Source organism: Kitasatospora sp. NPDC101108, assembly GCF_055584725.1.
The window spans coordinates 60354-76315 of the sequence record NZ_JBVJLM010000024.1 but is presented as its reverse complement, the minus strand read 5'-3'; the positions used below and the strand labels follow the sequence as shown (position 1 = coordinate 76315).

Annotated in this window: 17 protein-coding genes; 10 read left to right on the top strand and 7 right to left on the bottom strand. The window is 74.8% G+C overall.

The genetic code is table 11. The features are described from left to right. Window positions 1-19: 19 nt before the first annotated feature. From ACZ6Z8_RS33405 to ACZ6Z8_RS33395, 3 genes are all read left to right on the top strand, one after another. Window positions 20-1483, top strand: coding sequence for a dihydrolipoyl dehydrogenase family protein (locus tag ACZ6Z8_RS33405; RefSeq protein ID WP_465613784.1), 1464 nt, complete (start codon window positions 20-22; stop codon window positions 1481-1483). A 218-nt stretch (window positions 1484-1701) separates the two neighbouring features. Then, window positions 1702-2796, top strand: coding sequence for a WD40/YVTN/BNR-like repeat-containing protein (locus ACZ6Z8_RS33400; RefSeq protein ID WP_465613783.1), 1095 nt, complete (start codon window positions 1702-1704; stop codon window positions 2794-2796). 107 nt (window positions 2797-2903) lie between these two features. Beyond that, window positions 2904-3668, top strand: a complete 765-nt coding sequence (locus ACZ6Z8_RS33395; RefSeq protein ID WP_465613782.1) for a GNAT family N-acetyltransferase — start codon at window positions 2904-2906, stop codon at window positions 3666-3668. 95 nt (window positions 3669-3763) lie between these two features. On the opposite strand, the gene ACZ6Z8_RS33390 is transcribed toward ACZ6Z8_RS33395, so the two are convergent. Next, window positions 3764-4744 carry a DUF4436 family protein gene (locus ACZ6Z8_RS33390; protein WP_465613781.1) on the bottom strand — a complete coding sequence of 327 codons (981 nt, stop codon included), beginning with the start codon at window positions 4742-4744 and terminating at the stop codon, window positions 3764-3766. Between the two features lie 155 nt (window positions 4745-4899). Here ACZ6Z8_RS33390 and ACZ6Z8_RS33385 point away from each other — a divergent pair, with 155 nt between their 5' ends. Next, window positions 4900-5925 (top strand): LacI family DNA-binding transcriptional regulator, encoded by a 1026-nt coding sequence (locus ACZ6Z8_RS33385; RefSeq protein ID WP_465613780.1) that lies wholly within the window; start codon window positions 4900-4902, stop codon window positions 5923-5925. A 21-nt stretch (window positions 5926-5946) separates the two neighbouring features. On the opposite strand, the gene ACZ6Z8_RS33380 is transcribed toward ACZ6Z8_RS33385, so the two are convergent. Both ACZ6Z8_RS33380 and ACZ6Z8_RS33375 read right to left on the bottom strand, forming a co-directional pair. After that, the gene (locus tag ACZ6Z8_RS33380; protein WP_465613779.1) at window positions 5947-6984 is read right to left on the bottom strand and encodes a sphingomyelin phosphodiesterase; all 1038 of its coding nucleotides are present in this window, start codon (window positions 6982-6984) and stop codon (window positions 5947-5949) included. Between the two features lie 230 nt (window positions 6985-7214). Then, window positions 7215-7733 carry a GNAT family N-acetyltransferase gene (locus tag ACZ6Z8_RS33375; protein ID WP_465613778.1) on the bottom strand — a complete coding sequence of 173 codons (519 nt, stop codon included), beginning with the start codon at window positions 7731-7733 and terminating at the stop codon, window positions 7215-7217. A 379-nt stretch (window positions 7734-8112) separates the two neighbouring features. Between ACZ6Z8_RS33375 and ACZ6Z8_RS33370 the strand changes: the two genes are divergently transcribed. The 3 genes from ACZ6Z8_RS33370 to ACZ6Z8_RS33360 all read left to right on the top strand — a co-directional run bounded on the left by ACZ6Z8_RS33370 (window position 8113) and on the right by ACZ6Z8_RS33360 (window position 11452). Next, window positions 8113-9642, top strand: coding sequence for a PucR family transcriptional regulator (locus ACZ6Z8_RS33370; RefSeq protein ID WP_465613777.1), 1530 nt, complete (start codon window positions 8113-8115; stop codon window positions 9640-9642). A 141-nt stretch (window positions 9643-9783) separates the two neighbouring features. Next, a complete protein-coding gene (locus ACZ6Z8_RS33365) occupies window positions 9784-10155 on the top strand; it encodes a YciI family protein (protein WP_465613776.1) in 372 nt (123 codons plus the stop codon). Between the two features lie 55 nt (window positions 10156-10210). Continuing rightward, window positions 10211-11452, top strand: coding sequence for an RNA polymerase sigma factor (locus ACZ6Z8_RS33360; RefSeq protein WP_465613775.1), 1242 nt, complete (start codon window positions 10211-10213; stop codon window positions 11450-11452). Here the strand turns inward: ACZ6Z8_RS33360 and ACZ6Z8_RS33355 are convergent. Further along, entirely contained in the window at window positions 11449-11916 is a 468-nt protein-coding gene (locus tag ACZ6Z8_RS33355; protein ID WP_465613815.1) for a MarR family winged helix-turn-helix transcriptional regulator, read from the bottom strand. The two genes, ACZ6Z8_RS33360 and ACZ6Z8_RS33355, sit on opposite strands and share 4 nt — an antisense overlap. Before the next feature lie 136 nt (window positions 11917-12052). Between ACZ6Z8_RS33355 and ACZ6Z8_RS33350 the strand changes: the two genes are divergently transcribed. Continuing rightward, the gene (locus ACZ6Z8_RS33350) at window positions 12053-12835 is read left to right on the top strand and encodes a dioxygenase family protein (RefSeq protein ID WP_465613774.1); all 783 of its coding nucleotides are present in this window, start codon (window positions 12053-12055) and stop codon (window positions 12833-12835) included. 93 nt (window positions 12836-12928) lie between these two features. Here the strand turns inward: ACZ6Z8_RS33350 and ACZ6Z8_RS33345 are convergent, their stop codons facing one another. The 3 genes from ACZ6Z8_RS33345 to ACZ6Z8_RS33335 form a co-directional block, all read right to left on the bottom strand. Continuing rightward, window positions 12929-13576 carry an NAD(P)-dependent oxidoreductase gene (locus ACZ6Z8_RS33345; protein ID WP_465613773.1) on the bottom strand — a complete coding sequence of 216 codons (648 nt, stop codon included), beginning with the start codon at window positions 13574-13576 and terminating at the stop codon, window positions 12929-12931. 117 nt (window positions 13577-13693) lie between these two features. Continuing rightward, on the bottom strand, window positions 13694-14080 hold the full coding sequence (locus tag ACZ6Z8_RS33340; protein WP_465613772.1) for a VOC family protein: 387 nt from the start codon (window positions 14078-14080) through the stop codon (window positions 13694-13696). Between the two features lie 10 nt (window positions 14081-14090). Next, complete coding sequence (locus tag ACZ6Z8_RS33335; RefSeq protein ID WP_465613771.1) at window positions 14091-14645, bottom strand: GNAT family N-acetyltransferase; 555 nt, start codon at window positions 14643-14645, stop codon at window positions 14091-14093. A gap of 125 nt (window positions 14646-14770) precedes the next feature. Between ACZ6Z8_RS33335 and ACZ6Z8_RS33330 the strand changes: the two genes are divergently transcribed. Both ACZ6Z8_RS33330 and ACZ6Z8_RS33325 read left to right on the top strand, forming a co-directional pair. Beyond that, window positions 14771-15535 (top strand): SDR family NAD(P)-dependent oxidoreductase, encoded by a 765-nt coding sequence (locus ACZ6Z8_RS33330; protein ID WP_465613770.1) that lies wholly within the window; start codon window positions 14771-14773, stop codon window positions 15533-15535. A gap of 20 nt (window positions 15536-15555) precedes the next feature. Continuing rightward, the gene (locus ACZ6Z8_RS33325; RefSeq protein ID WP_465613769.1) at window positions 15556-15942 is read left to right on the top strand and encodes a MerR family transcriptional regulator; all 387 of its coding nucleotides are present in this window, start codon (window positions 15556-15558) and stop codon (window positions 15940-15942) included. Window positions 15943-15962: the final 20 nt, after the last annotated feature.

Here is a 15962-nt window from a genome sequence, read left to right as displayed (position 1 = left end):
AGACCACGGAGGACGCGACATGACCAGCAGCACCGCCGAGGAGTACGACGTCATCGTCCTGGGCGCCGGCCCGACCGGGGAGAACGTGGCGGACCGGACGGTCGCCGCGGGCCTGCGCACGGTGATCGTGGAGGCCGAGCTGGTCGGCGGCGAGTGCTCGTACTGGGCGTGCATGCCGAGCAAGGCACTGCTGCGCCCCGCGGCCGCACTGGACGACGCCCGCGCGGTGGGCGGCGCCCGGGAGGCGGTCGGCGACGGACGACTGGACGCGGCGGCGGTGCTGGCCCGGCGGGACTCCTTCACCTCCCGGTGGAAGGACGACGGCCAGGTGAAGTGGCTCCGGGACACCGGGATCGAGCTGGTCCGCGGCCACGGCCGGCTGGCGGGCGTGCGGACCGTCACGGTGGAGGCCGAGGACGGCAGCGAGCGGGTCCTCACCGCCCGGCACGCGGTCGCGGTGTGCACCGGCAGCCGCCCGGTGCTGCCCTCCGACGTGCCCGGGCTGGCCGAGGCCCACCCGTGGACCAACCGCGAGGCGACCGGCTCGCCGACCGTCCCCGGGCGCCTCGCGGTGGTCGGCGGCGGGGTGGTCGGGGTGGAGATGGCCCGCGCCTGGCGGGCGCTGGGTTCCGAGGTGGTGCTGCTGGTGCGCGGCGACGCGCTGCTGCCGCGGATGGAGCCCTTCGCGGGCGAGCTGGTCGCGGAGGGCCTGCGGGAGGCGGGGGTCGACCTGCGCTTCGGCACGGAGGTGACCTCGCTGGAGCGGGCCGGGGCCGACGGGCCGGTGGTGCTCTCCCTGAACGACGGCGAGCGGCTCACCGAGGGCGAGCGCCTGACCGCCGACGAGGTGCTGTACGCGACCGGACGGGCCCCGCGCACCGCCGACATCGGGCTGGAGCAGGTCGGACTGCGGCCCGGCAGCTGGCTGGAGGTGGACGACAGCTGCACGGTGCTGGGCGTGGACGGCGAGTGGCTGTACGCGGCCGGGGACGTCAACCACCGGGCGCTGCTCACCCACCAGGGCAAGTACCAGGCCCGGATCACCGGTGCGGCGATCGCCGCACGCGCCCAGGGGCGTGCGCTGGACACCTCGCGCTGGGGCGCGCACGCCGCGTCCGCCGACCTGGCCGGTGCGCCGCAGGTGGTGTTCACCCAGCCGGAGGTCGCGGCCGTCGGCCTGACCCTGGCGGCGGCCGAGCGGCTCGGACTGCGGGTCAAGGCCGTCGACCAGGAGATCGGCGACGTCGCCGGGGCCTCGCTCTACGCCGACGACTACCGCGGCCGGGCCCGGGTGGTCTTCGACCTGGACCGGGAGGTGATCGTCGGCGCCTGCCTGGTCGGCCCGGCCGTCGCCGAGCTGCTGCACTCGGCGACCGTCGCGGTGGTCGGCGAGGTGCCGATCGACCGGCTCTGGCACGCCGTCCCCGCCTATCCGACGATCAGCGAGGTGTGGCTGCGGCTGTTGGAGGGCTGCCGGGGGTAGCGGCGCTCCCGGGCCGCCCGCGGCCCTGCCGGGCGCGCTGCGCCGCGCGGAGCGTCACAGCACGGTGCGGCGCGCGGAGCGTCACAGCACGGTGGCGGCACGGCCCCGCGCGGCGAGATGTGCTCGGCGGCGGACGGCGGGACACTGGCGAGGGGCGTGCCGAGGCGCCCCGGGGGGCCGTCCCGGGGGGCCGTGCTCGTGATCAGGTGGTGTGAGGCATGACCGAGGTGCTGTTGGCCGTCGGAACCGAGAAGGGCCTCTTTCTCGGCCGCAGCCGCGACCGGCTGGACTGGGAGTTCAGCGGGCCGCACTTCCCCATGAACGCGATCTACTCCGTCTCGATCGACCGCCGCGAGGGGCGGACCAGACTGCTGGTCGGCGCCGACAGCAGCCACTGGGGCCCGTCGGTGTGGCGCTCCGACGACCTCGGCGCCACCTGGCACGAGCCGTCCCGGCCGGCGATCCGCTTCCCGGAGTCCACCGGCGCCTCGCTGACCCGGGTCTGGCAGCTCCAGCCCGCCGGGCCGGAGGCCCCCGGGGTGGTGTACGCGGGCACCGAACCGGCCGCGCTGTTCCGCTCCACCGACGGCGGCGAGACCTTCTCGCTGGTCGAGTCGCTCTGGAACCACCCCCAGCGGCCCGAGTGGGGCGCCGGCTACGGCGGCCAGGGCCTGCACACCGTCCTGACCGACCCGCGCGACCCCCAGCGGCTGCTGGTCGCCGTCTCCAGCGGTGGCGTCTACCGCAGCAAGGACGGCGGCGACAGCTGGGCCCCCTCCAACACCGGCCTGCGCGCCGAGTTCTTCCCGGAGGAGCGGCAGTACCCCGAGTTCGGCCAGTGCGTCCACAAGATCGCCCCGGATCCGGTCCACCCCGACCGGCTCTACCTGCAGAACCACGGCGGCGTCTACCGCAGCGACGACTGGGGCGCGAGCTGGCGCTCCATCGCGGACGGGCTGCCCGCCGAGTTCGGCTTCGCCGTCGCCGCCCACCCGCGCCGGGGCGACACCGCCTACCTCTTCCCGCTCGGCGGCTCGGACGACCGGATCCCGCCCGGCCGGCGCTGCCGGGTCTTCCGCACCACGGACGCCGGCACCAGCTGGGAGCAGCTGGCCAACGGCCTGCCCGGCGAGGACCACTACGGGATCGTGCTGCGCGACGCCCTGCGCACCGACGACGCCGACCCGGCCGGGATCTACTTCGGCAACCGGACCGGCGACGTGTACGGCAGCCGGGACGAGGGCGAGAACTGGTCGCTGCTGGTCTCCCACCTGCCGGACGTGCTCTGCGTCCGGGCGGCAGTGGTCGGCTGAGCCCGCTCCCCGCCACGGGACGCGCCCGTCGAAAACCCGTTGCCCCGGGCTGCCGTACCGGTGAGCATGGGCCGCCGACGAACGAGCTCGTGAACGGGGTGGGGGCCATGGCCGACGCGGACCGGGTGATCAGGCGGAACGGCGACGGCGCACCGGTCCTGCGGTACCGGCTGGGCGAGCGGGAGGGGCGGCCCTGGGCCGACCTGCTGGAGGTGCTGGACGGCTCGGCGGACGCGGCGGACGCGGCGGAGTACATCTGCGCCGAGCTGCCCGGCTGGGTCGTCTCGGGCCCGCCCGGGCTCGGGCGGCGGCTGCTGGCGCGGGGCGCGACCGCGCTGCGGCACGCCCACACCTACCGGCGCGACCTGCGCGCCGATCCCCCGCCCGCCGACTGGGCCGGGACGCCGCTGCGCGAGGGCCTACGGGCGGCGCCCTGCGACCGCTCGCCCGAGGAGATGCTGGAGTCCTGGCGGGCCGCCTTCGACCCGGCCCACGTGGACCACTTCCCCGGCGACGACGCCCGGGCCCTCGCCGACCGGATCGGCCCGCTGCTGGCCGGGAAGGCCATCGGCCCGGTGCTGCCCTCCAGCGTGCTGGCCGTGGACGCCGAGGACCGGGTGGTCGCCGCCGCCGTGCTGACCGACCGCGACGGCCTGCCCTGGGTCGCCGAGGTCTTCCGCCACCCACGGCGCGGCTACCGCGGCCTCGGCGCCGACCTGCTGCGCCGGGCGGTCGCGGACGCCGCCGGACGCGGGCTGGCCGATGTGCACCTGGTGGTGACCGAGGGCAACCCGGCCCGCCGGGTGTACGAGGCGCTGGGCTTCCGGCGGCAGGAGACCTCGCTGACGGTGATCGTGCCGGACAGGCCCTGACTGGCCCTGTCCGTTCTGTCCCGTGAGATCTGTTCTGTCGCGTGAGGTCTGTTCTGTCCCGTGAGGTCGGGGATGCGGCCCCCGGGTGCCGACGGCTACGAACGCGGGCCGTGCGCGCCCTCGACGTGGGCGCCGCGGACCACGACCATGGTCAGTCCGACCGCGACCAGCAGCTCCGCCCAGAAGAAGGCCGCGTAGTCCAGCAGCGTGCCGATCGGCGGGTTGCCGGGGGCGGCGTTGCGCATGCCGACCAGGGCGAACAGGGTCGCGGCCATCCAGCTCAGCGCGGGCCAGATGATCCCGCGCCGCTGGCGCACGATCAGCCGGGCGGCCAGCAGCACCGCCAGGGCCAGCGCCCACATCGCCGCCATCATGAACCAGGCCAGGATGAAGGTGCTGCGGGAGCGGCTGATCCGCTCGGTGACGGCGACGCCGTCGCCCTCGGCCGGCTTCCCGGTCTGCCGGAAGGCGAAGAAGGGGTCGCCCTCCTCCAGCCCGATCACCAGGGGGACGGAGCGCCCGCCGACGGTGGCCCGGAAGCCGATGATCGCGTTGTAGTGGTCGAAGGGGTAGTCCGAGACCCGGCCGTCGAACAGGCTGAAGGTCACCGTGCTGGAGCCGATCTGCTGGCCGGCCGGGTACTTGAGGGTGGTCTGCTCCAGCGAGGTGGTCTCCATCACCACGTCCCCGGACGGCACCAGCGGGTTGTCCGCCAGTTCGAGGGTGCCGTGCGGCTGCACCACGACCTTCGCGGTGACCGTCTGCGCGGCCGCGTCCACCCGCTGGAGCACCACGTCGACCTCCAGGTGGTCCGGGCCGGACGCGGTGGTGCCCGCCACCTGGGCGTGGCCGCGGCTGGAGCGCTCGTCGAAGTAGAGCAGCAGCCCGGCGGCCACCAGCAGCACGATCACCACCACCACGGCGTACGCCCGCCAGGGCCGGACGGTCCGCCGGACGGCGCTCACCGTGGTGGCACGCGCCCGCGCGTGGATCCGGACCCGGGCGCGGGCCGTCGGGCGCGGCGGACGGACCGTCCGGCGCTGCTGCGGCGCCCGGCGCTGCGGTGGCGTGCTCATCGACCCGCTCCCACGGTCGGCGGCGGCATCCGCTGCCGCCCGTCCTGCCAGCCTCGGGACGCCGACGCCGGCCCCGCAACCGGGGCGGGCCGATCGGGACTCCCCCCGGACGCGGAAAACACGCTGGTCGGAGGGGCTGTGTAGGCTCACTGGTCATGGCGAGGGTGACACGGGACGATGTGGCGCGGTTGGCGGGGACGTCCACAGCGGTCGTGAGTTATGTGATCAACGACGGACCGCGGCCGGTGGCGGCGGCCACCCGGGCCAAGGTCCTCGCGGCCGTGGAGGAGCTCGGCTACCGGCCCAACCGGGTCGCCCAGGCGATGGCGCGGCGGCGGACCAACCTGCTCGGGATGGTCGTGCCGGACGCCCGCCAGCCCTTCTTCGCCGGGCTGGCGCACGCCGTGGAGCAGGCCGCGACCGAGCACGGCCGACTGCTGTTGATCGGCAACTCCGACTACGCCGACGAGCGCGAGGCCCACTACATCCGGGCCTTCCTCGGGATGCAGGTGGACGGCCTGATCCTGGTCACCCAGGACCCGGCCACCCCCGGGCTGACCGGCTTCGACTCGGCCGACGGCACCCCGGTCGTCCTGCTGCACCACCGTGCCGAGAGCACCGACGGCGTGGCCGTGGTGGCGGACGACGAGGGCGGCGCCCGCGAGGTGGTCCGCCACCTGCTCGGCCACGGCCACGCGGAGGTGCACTGCTTCGGCGGCACCCTGGCGCTCAGCCCGCTCGACCCGGTCACCGGTCGGACGGCCGGCTGGGCCGAGGCGCTGGCCGAGGCCGGGCTGTCCACCGAGGGGCGGCTCACCCCGGCGCCCTTCGACCGGGTCCGGGCGCACGCCGAGGCGCTCGCCCTGCTCAGCCGGCCGGACCGGCCGTCCGCCGTCTTCTGCGCGACGGACGACCAGGCGATCGGCCTGCTGCGGGCCGCCGACGACCTGGGCATCCGGGTGCCGGAGGAGCTCGCGGTGGCCGGTTTCGACGACATCGCCGAGGCGGTGATCGCCGGACCGGCGCTGACCACCGTGACCGCCGCGCAGGACGAGATGGCCCGGGCCGCGCTGGACCTCGTGCTCGGCGGGCCCGAGCGCCGCGCCGCCGGGGCCCGAACCTTCCCGGCCAAGCTGGTGGTGCGGCGCTCCTGCGGCTGCCCGGCCGCTGCTACGCGCTGAGCAACGGCCCTGCGCGGCCGGTCAGTTCAGCTGGAAGACGGCCTCGACCGGGTAGTGGTCGCTGGGCGCTGCGGTGTCCGGCCGGCCCGGCGTCCAGCCGGCCTGCGGGTCGAAGTCGATCTTCACGTTGGACATCGAGGTCGGCACCGGACGGCCCGGGGCGTTGAGGTAGCCGATGTAGTCGAGGTCGTCCCGGTAGTCGGTCGGGAAGGTCTCGACGCCCGCCATGTACTGGCACCAGGAGGAGACCGGGCAGTCCATGGTGGTGCGGGTCTGGGTCGGGTCGGTGGCCGGGGTGCCGAGCACGCCGTTGACCGCGTTCTGGGCGTTGGCGTAGTCGCCGCGGCTCCGGCCGTGGAAGTACTCGACGTTGAGGTCGCCGCCGATCAGCACCGGCGCCCCGCTACCGACGATGCCGTCGACCCAGGCGCGGATCTCGGCGAGCTGACCGAGCCGGGTGGACTGGGTGGTGTCGGTGGAGATATCGGACTCGTCGGCCTGCAGGTGGGTGCCGACCACCCAGGCGGTGCTGCCGTTCTTGTTCACCTGCACCAGCGCCGCGCCCTTGTTGGCGTGGTAGTCCCAGGTGCCGTAGGTGGAGTTGCTGAAGACGTGGGCGTACTGGGCGGTGATCGGGTACTTGGAGAGGATCATCGTGCCGCCGTTGATGACGAACAGCGAGCTGGAGCAGTTGCCGCTGACGCCGGTCCAGCCGCCGCCGGAGCAGACCCCGCCGACCACCGGGGTGCGGTACGGGTAGAGGTCGGCGAGTTCGGCGTTGATGTCGGCGGTCGAGCTGTTGTTGAACTGCTCGTCCAGGACGACCACGTCGGCGTTGTGCCGGCGGACGATCTGCTCGATCACCGGGGTGCGGCGGGCGGCCTGCTCGTTCTGGGTGCTGTCGACGATCGCGGTCCCGAGGTCGACGTTGAACGCGAAGACGGACAGCGTGGTGGGGCTCGCCGCGGTGGCGGCGGAGGCCGTCGGCGCGGTGCCGCCGAACAGCAGTGCGGCGGCGGCCGCCGAGGTGAGGGCGGTGGCCGTGCGACGCGAGAGCATGGGCGTTCTCCTGGGTCCGTCAATCCGATGGGGCCCGGTCGGGCCGGGGTGGCCGGCCGCCGGGGATTGGCGGGGGAACGCTAGCTACTGCCCGGTACTTCGGGAAGAACGGCAGGCGATCAGTTTCGATCGCCCCTGTGGCGAGGAGGTGTATGTACAGGTCAGACCGGTTGGCTGACAAGATGTCTGTACACCCTTGCACCGGGCACCGAGGGCCCGGTGAACGCCCGTCAGCCGTCCGACAGTTCGTCCGCGAGCAGATCCATCAGCAGGTTGTCGTGCCAACTGCCGTCCAGGCCGCGCTCGTACTGGCGCATGGTGCCGACCGGGCGGAAGCCCACCTTGGTGTAGCAGCGGATCGCGGCGGCGTTGTCCGCGGCCGGGTCGATCACCAGCCGGTGGTAGTGGTGGTCGTGCACCAGGTGCCGGGCCATGGTGCGCACGGCGTCGGTGCCCAGACCCAGGCCGTGCACCGACGGGTCCAGGTAGAGGTCCATTCCGGCGTGCCGGTAGTCGTCGTCGTTGTTGGCGTACCACTGGACGGCGCCGACCACCCGGCCGCCCAGGTCGATCGCGAAGGTCTCGGTGTCGGGCGCTTCCAGGTCCTCGGCGACCTCGTCGACCAGGTCGTCACGACCGCGCCAGCGGGCGAACACCTCGGGCGTGCTGCGGATCGCGACCAGCGCCGGGATGTCGTCGGCGGTGGCCGGGCGGAGGGTGACCAGGGTGCCGTGCAGAATCGTCCCCATATGGGGCATGTTGACACGGAACGCCGCCCCGGGCGAGCGATTTGCGCGCGGGGGACGCGGGTTCCGGCCAGGCCCCCGCCGGCGCGAGCCAGCCGCGACGAATCGTCGGCCGCCTCGTTCGCATCCGCGCCCCTCATCACGGGGCGCGGATGAGGAGAAGGCCCGGCGCGCCCCGCACACCGGATGCAAGCAACCCGGCAATCGGGTGGACGACTGGTTCCGGACACCAGCCGCGGGCGCTCGCGCTGGACGATCCGCCAAGAAGATTCGCGACTGCCTCACTGGCATTTACGATGCGATTGCGCCACCAGCCCTCTCATCTGCGAGTCGAGCGGGAGGCGACGCACCAACGCGACACCCGGGGGAGAGCGAGCGAGAGATGATCGTCGGCGACCTGCTGAACCTCGACGACCTGGCCATCCGACTGGCCTGGGGCACCCCGGACCTGCTCGACCGCCCGGTCACCGGCGTCAGCTCCACCGACCTCCAGGACCCGGCGCGCTACCTCCAGTCCGGCGAACTCGTGCTCACCGGTCTGGTCTGGTGGCAGCCCGCCGACGACTCCGGCGCGCTGCGCTTCGCCACCGCGCTGCGCAGCGCGGGCGTGGCCGCCCTGCTGGCCGGCGAGGGAACCCACGGCAGCATCCCGGACGGCCTGGCCGAGGCCTGCCGCACCCACGGCATCCCGCTGCTCGCGGTGCCCGCCGGAGTGAGCTTCCGGGCCGTCACCGATCGGGTGTACCTACGGCTCTGGGGCGACCTGCGGGCCGGGGCGCGGGACACCGCGGCGGTCCCGGAGGCCGTCCGGAGCGAACTGCTCGACCTGGTCCGCACCGGGGCCGGGCCCGCTGAGGTGCTGGCCCACGCGGTCGGCCGGCTCGGGCTGCCGGACTGCTCGATCAGCACCGCCGGGGGCCGCCCGCTCGCCGGCGGGCCACCGCCCGCGCCGACCGCCGGACGGGCCGGCCGCGGCGGGGCCGGGCTGCCGGTCGGCCCCCAGGACGGCTCGCCGTTCGACGGCTGGCGGCTGCGGGCCCACCCCTGCGCCCCCGCCGTGGAGCCCGCGCTGCAGTGCCTGGCCGAGCTACTCGCCCCGCTCGCCGTCCGCAGCCGGGCCGCGGCGGGCGCCCGGCGGCTGGCCGCGGGAAGGTTGCTGGACGCGCTGGCCGACGACGGCGGCCTCGCCGAGCCACTGGCGGCCTGCGGGCTGGGCGAGGCCGGGTCACTGGTCGCGGTCACCGCGCGGATCGAGCCCGGCCGGCCCGGCGAGGAGCCGCCGGCCGACTGGGCGGCGCACGCGCTGACCGAGGCGCTGCACCCGCTGGGCGTGCCGTACGCGGCGGGCACCGACCGCACCGGGGCCGGCACCGCGCTGGTGGCCGCGCCCGCCGACCGGGTCGCCGGGCGGCTGCGCCGGGCCCGGCCCGCCCTCCAGGCCGCGCTGACCGGCCGGCACACCCTGCGGATCGGCGTCGGCCCGGCCGCGCCGCCCGTCCCCCGGGCGCTGCGCGCCGCACTGGTGCAGGCTCGGTACGCGCTCGCGGGCGCGGCCGGGCCGGTCGGCAGCGCGACCGAACTGGACTCCCTGGACGGGCTGTTGCGCGGCATCCCGCCCGAGGTCACGGCCGCCTTCCACGCCCGGCTGCTGGCCCCGCTGACCGCCCACGACGCGGAGAACGGCGTCTCGCTGCTGGGCACCCTGGCGGTGTTCCTGGACCACGACGGCTCCTGGGCGCGGACGGCGGCGTCGCTGCACATCCACGTCAACACCGTCCACTACCGGATCCGCCGGATCGAGGAGCTGACCGGCCGCAACCTGGCCCGGCTGCGCGACCGGCTGGACCTGCGGACGGCGCTGCTGTGCGCGCCGGGGGCGGCGGAGGTCGCGCGTCGGACCGCGTCGGGCTGAAGCGCCCGGCGCGCACCCACCGGGTGCGGAACAGCTCGAAGCGGAAGAATTCTTCGCGGCGGGTGTCGATCCGGCGCCGGCCCGATCGACGCAGGGGTGAGCGGCGGGGAGAGGCCCCGCCCATCCGACCGAGGAGTCACCATGCCGCGCTTCATGACGCTGGTCCGCATCGACGAGAACGCCCGTGACGGGTGGGAGCCCGACCCCGGGTTCGAGCAGCGGATGGGGGCGCTGTTCGAGGAGATCACCAGGGCCGGGGTGATGCTGGAGACCGCCGGGCTGACCCCGACCGCCCAGGGCACCCGGGTGACCTGGAACGACGGGAAGGTCGGCTACACCGACGGCCCGTTCACCGAGACCAAGGAGGTCGTCGGCGGCTACGCCATCCTGCAGTGCAAGGACAAGGCGGAGGCGCTGGAGTGGACCCGGCGCTTCCTGCAGACCCACCCGGCGCACTGGCAGGTCGAGGCGGAGGTCCGGCAGATCGACGAGATGCCGCAGCCTCCGCGGTGACCACCGCCGTGGCGTCGTTTGCCTCCCTCCCCGCCGGCTGCTCTGATGGGTGGCCGTGACGGAGAGGGATGCATCGGCGGCCGTCGAGGCGGTGTTCCGGATCGAGTCCGCCCGGATCATCGCCGCGGTCGCCCGGATCGTGCGGGACGTCGGGATCGCCGAGGAGCTGGCGCAGGACGCGCTGGTGGCCGCGCTGGAGCAGTGGCCGCGCGACGGCGTCCCGGACAACCCGGGCGCCTGGCTGACCACCACCGCCAAGCGGCGGGCGATCGACCTGGTGCGCCGCCGGGAGGTGTACGCCCGCAAGCTCGCCGAGGTGGGTCGGTCGCTGGAGGACGTACCGCCGTCCGAACCGGTGGAGCCGTCCGGGCCGGAGTCCATCGACGACGACCTGCTGCGGCTGATCTTCACCGCCTGCCACCCGGTGCTGTCGGCGCGGGCCCGGATCGCACTCACCCTGCGGCTGCTCGGTGGGCTGACCACCGCGGAGATCGCCCGGGCCTTCCTGGTCCCGGAGCCGACGGTGGCGCAGCGGATCGTCCGGGCGAAGCGCACCCTGGCCGAGGCGCGGGTGCCGTTCGAGGTGCCGTACGGCGCGGACCGGGCACAGCGGCTGTCCTCGGTGCTGGAGGTCATCTACCTGATCTTCAACGAGGGTTACTCGGCCACCGCCGGGGACGACCTGCTCCGCCCACAGCTGTGCGAGGACGCGCTGCGGCTCGCCCGGGTGCTGGCCGCGCTGGCGCCCGCCGAGCCGGAGGTGCACGGGCTGGCCGCGCTGCTGGAGTTCCAGGCCTCGCGGACGGCGGCCCGCACCGGGCCGGACGGGCGGCCGGTGCTGCTGGCCGAGCAGAACCGGGCACGCTGGGACGGGCTGCTGATCCGGCGCGGCTTCGAGGCGTTCCGGCGGGCGGGCACCGGGCCGTACTCCGTGCAGGCCGCGATCGCCGCCTGCCATGCCGGGGCGCGGCGGTACGAGGACACCGACTGGGCGACGATCGCCGCGCTGTACGGGCGCTTGCTGGCGCTCGCGCCCTCCCCGGTGGTGGCGCTGAACCGGGCGGTGGCCGTCTCGATGGTCCAGGGCCCGGCCGCGGCCCTGGAGCTGGTGGACGCCCTGGCGGCGGAGCCGGCCCTGCGCGACTACCACCTGCTGCCGAGCGTGCGGGGTGATCTGCTGGCCCGGCTAGGGCGGACGGCGGAGGCGCGGGCGGAGTTCGAGCGGGCGGCGGAGCTGACCCGCAACGAGCGGGAGCGGGAGCTGCTGCGGGAACGGGCGGCGTCCCTCCGGGACTAAGGAGTCTCGTCCTGGCGCAGCCGGGCGCTGACCGCGCCGAGGCCCTCGGCGAGGACGGCGAGCTGTTCGCGGGTGAGCACGTCGATCAGCAGCTCGCGCACCAGGGCGACGTGGCCGGGTGCGGCCTGGCGGATCATCTCCCGCCCCTGGTCGGTGAGTTCGGCGATGACGCCGCGCACGTCGCTGGGGCAGGAGCGGCGGGCGACCAGGCCCATCCGCTCCAGCTGGGTGACCTGGTAGGTCAGTCCGCTCTTGGAGGTGACCAGCTTGTCGGCGAGTTCGGTCATCCGCAGCGAGTCGCCCGGGGCGGCGGACAGGTGGACCAGGATCTCGTACTGCTGGTGGGAGAGGCCGGAGTCCTCCTTGAGCTGGCGCTCCAGCCGCCGGTTCAGCAGGTTGCTCGCGACGACGAAGCCCCGCCAGGCGGCCATCTCATCCCGGTCGAGCCAGCGGGGTTCGTTCAGTTCGGACATGGGTGAAGCCTACTCCTGTTGTTCAAATTCGAACGAAGGTGTACCGTCGGAAGCATAGGTTCAAATTTGAACTACTCGATCCCCCAGGCCCCCGACCCGCCCCCGACCCGCCCCCGAGGAGGACGCCATGAGCGCCGCGGCCCCCGAGCGCATGCCCGCCCTGTACCTGTCGCACGGCGCGCCGCCGCTCGCCGACGACCCGATCTGGCCGGGCGAGCTCGCCGCCTGGTCCGCCGGGCTGCCGCGCCCCAAGGCCGTCCTGATGGTGTCCGCGCACTGGGAGGAGGCCCCGCTGGCCGTCGGCGCCGTCACCACCGTCCCGCTGGTGTACGACTTCTGGGGCTTCCCCGAGCACTACTACCGGGTCCGGTACGCCGCCCCCGGCGCGCCGGAGCTCGCCGAGCGCGTGCGCAAACTGCTGCGCGCCCCCGGCACGCCCGTCCAGGACATCCCCGACCGCGGGCTCGACCACGGCGCGTACGTGCCGCTGGTGGAGATGTTCCCGGAGGCCGACATCCCGGTGCTGCAGATCTCCATGCCCACCCTGGACCCCCAGCGGCTGCTGGAGATCGGCCGCCGGCTCGCACCGCTGCGGGACGAGGGCGTGCTGATCATCGGCAGCGGCTTCTTCACCCACAACCTGCGGGCGCTCAGCAGGGACGGCCGGATCAGCTCGGTGATGGCCGAGTTCGACGACTGGGGCAGGCGCGCCCTGGACGCCCACGACCTGGACGCGCTGCTCGACTTCGAGCACAAGGCTCCGGCCGGGCGCCTGGCCCACCCGCGCACCGAGCACTTCGCCCCGCTGTTCGTCACCCTCGGTGCCGGCGAGGCCGACCTGGGCAGCCAGCGCAGCGTGATCGACGGGTTCTGGATGGGGCTGGCCAAGCGGTCGATCCAGCTCGGCTGACCGGTTCGGAGCGAACGGCCAGGGCGAACGGCCGGAGCGAAGGGCCAGGGCGAACGGCCGCGAACGGCCACGGTGAGCGGCCACGGCGAGCGGTCAGAGCGAACAGCAGGTGAAGCGCTCGCCGATGTGCTCGGGCTGCTCGATCTCGTCGACCAGCGCGACCGCGTAGTCCGGCACCGAGATCCAGCTGCGGCCCTCGCCGTCGGTGAGCAGCTGCTCCAGGCCGGTCCGGTAGCGGCCGGTCCGCTCCCCCGGGCCGATCTCGGCGGCCGGGCTGAGCACCGTCCAGCGGATGTCGGAGACCGTCCGGTAGTAGTCCAGCGCCTCGCCGTGGGCGTGCATGATCTGCAGGATCGGCTGCGGCAGGCCCGGGGCGTCCCAGACCCGCACCCCCGGCGCGGTCTCCAGGCTGCCCGCGCCGCCGACCGCGATCAGCCGGGGCGCGCCGTCGGCGAGCGAGCGCAGGCCCTCGACCAGCGAGCGGGCGGCGGGTTCGATCAGCGCCAGGTGGCCCGGGCCGTCGCCGCCGCCCACGGCGCTGACCAGGACGTCCCGGCCGGCCGCCACCCGGGCCACGTCGGCCGGGTCCAGCACGTCGCCGCGCTCCACCGAGGCGGCGTCGCCCCGGTAGCGGTCCGGCTCGCGGACCACCGCGGTGACCTCGTGCCCGCGCGCCACCGCCTCCGCGACGACGGCGCTGCCGATGGTGCCGTTGGCGCCGATCACGGCGATTCTGGCCATGGGTACCTGCCCTGGTTGCCGGGGGTGGACGCGATGGCGTCGGACAGGGTCGATTATCGGCCGGTCCCCCGGCGACGGCCCGGGGGCTCGGCCTCTCGTGTGACGGCCCTTCGGGGCTCAGGCGGCGCCGGTGGCGACCCGCTCGGCCCGGCTGCGCTCGACGCACAGCTCGTTGCCCTCCGGGTCGGCCATGGTGACCCAGCCGGTGCCGTCCGGGCGGCGGAGGTCCGCCACCACCGTGGCGCCCAGGGCGACCAGGCGCTCCACCTCCTCGTCCCGGCTGCGGTCCTGCGGCTGGAGGTCGAGGTGGACCCGGTTCTTCACCGACTTGCCCTCGGGCACCCGGATGAAGAGCAGCGAGGCGCCCTCGGAGTTCACCACCGCCTCTCCGTCGCCCGGGTTGTCGTCCTCGCCCAGGGTGCCGTCCAGCGCCTGGGCCCAGAAGGCCGCGAGGGCGTGCGGGTCGGCGCAGTCGATCGTCACGTGTCGTACCAGAGAAGCCATGCGATCACTCTCACCTGTGCCGTTCGGTCACGTCCAGCGCTTTCCGGGAGTGCCGGTGGCCGTCCAGCGGGAACTCCGGCGGAAGGGCGGTCAACAGTTCCTGGAACACGTAGCCGCTCTTCTCCGCCACCCGGCAGGAGGCGGGGTTGTCGACCTGGTGCAGCAGGTCGATCCGGCGCAGGCCGTCCTCGGCGAGGGCGGCGAACGCCCAGGTGGTGAGCGCCTCCACCGCGCGCGGGGCCACGCCGCGGCCGCGGGCCGGGGCCGCCGTCCAGTAGCCCACCTCGGCCGCCTCCCCGCCCGGGGTCGGGCGCTTGAGCGCCACGTTCGCGACCAGTTCACCGGCTTCCAGGACGGCGAAGGAGTAGCGGGTGCCCGCGGCCCGGCCCTCGTACTGGGCGCCCAGCCAGCGCGCGGCCTGCTCGGCGTCGGTCACCGGGACGCGGGTGAAGCGGCGCAGCGTCTCGTCCCGGTAGGCCTCGATCAGCGCCGGTGCGTCGGCGTCCTCGAAGGGGCGCAGCAGCAGGCCCTCGGCCGTCGGGTGGGTGGTCACGGTGATGGTCATCGGTGGTCTCCCCCTGGGTTCTGAACCGCGCACGGTGATCTCCCTGATGGACGGGCGGCGGCCGCCGCCCGGTTGCGGGCCGGGCTTGACCCTGACGCCGGCGGCAGGGTCGGAGGCTTCTCCGCATGAACGAGGAGAACGTGGTGGAGCAGCGGGTCGTGGTGGTCACCGGGGCCGGGACGGGCATCGGGCGGGAGACCGCGCGCGCCTTCGCGGCCGAGGGGGCCCGGGTGGTGGCGGTCGGCCGGCGGGCCGAGCCGCTGGCGGGGACGGCGGCCGCGTACCCGGGGCTGATCGAGCCGCTGGTCACGGACGTCACCGGACCGGACGCCCCGGAGACGATCGTCGGGACGGCCCTGGAGCGGTACGGGCGGCTCGACGTGCTGGTCAACAACGCCGGCGTCGTGCAGAGCGGCCAGACCGTCGGCGGCTACCGGCGGGCGGGCGTCGAGACGCTGCTGGCCACCAACCTGGTCGCCCCGGTGCTGCTCGGACAGGCCGCGGTGCCGGCGCTGGCCGAGAGCCGCGGGGTGGTGGTCAACGTCAGCACGGCCGTGGGGCAGCGCGGCTGGCCGAACAACGCGGTGTACGCGGCGGGCAAGGCGGCGCTGGAGACGATCACCCGCAGCTGGGCGGTGGAGCTGGCCCCGCGCGGCATCCGGGTGGTGGCGGTGGCGCCCGGGGCGATCGACACCCCGATCGGCGAGCACGCCGGATACGGCCCCGAGCAGTCCGCGGCGGTCCGCGCCTGGCAGCTCCGGCACACCCCGCTCGGCCGGATCGGCCGGCCCGCCGAGGTGGCCTGGGCGATCACCCAACTCGCCTCGCCGCAGGCCTCGTTCGTGACCGGCGTAGTGTTGCCGGTGGACGGGGGCGCACTGGTGGGCTGAGGGAACGGGGGCGGGCAGGGGTGCTGATCGGTGAACTGGCACGGCGGACGGGCAGCACGGCCCGGGCGCTGCGGCACTACGAGCAGGCCGGGCTGATCGAGTCCGAACGGGCGGCCAACGGCTACCGGGAGTACGGGGAGCCGGCGGTCGTGCGGGTGCGCAACATCCGCGCCCTGGTGGCCGCCGGGCTCACCCTGGAGGACCTGCGGCCGCTGCTGGGCTGCCTGGACGGGGACGTCCTCTCCCGGCCGCCGTCCGAACGGGTGCTGGAGATCGCCCGGGAACGGCTGGCGGTGCTGGAGCGCCGGATCGCCGCCCAGACCGAGTCCAGGGACCGGCTGGTCGCGGCGCTGGCGGCGGCCGGAAGCGGGCTGCGGGAAGGCCCGGGGGAACAGGCGGACGAGTGACACCCCCGATCGGGGGTGTG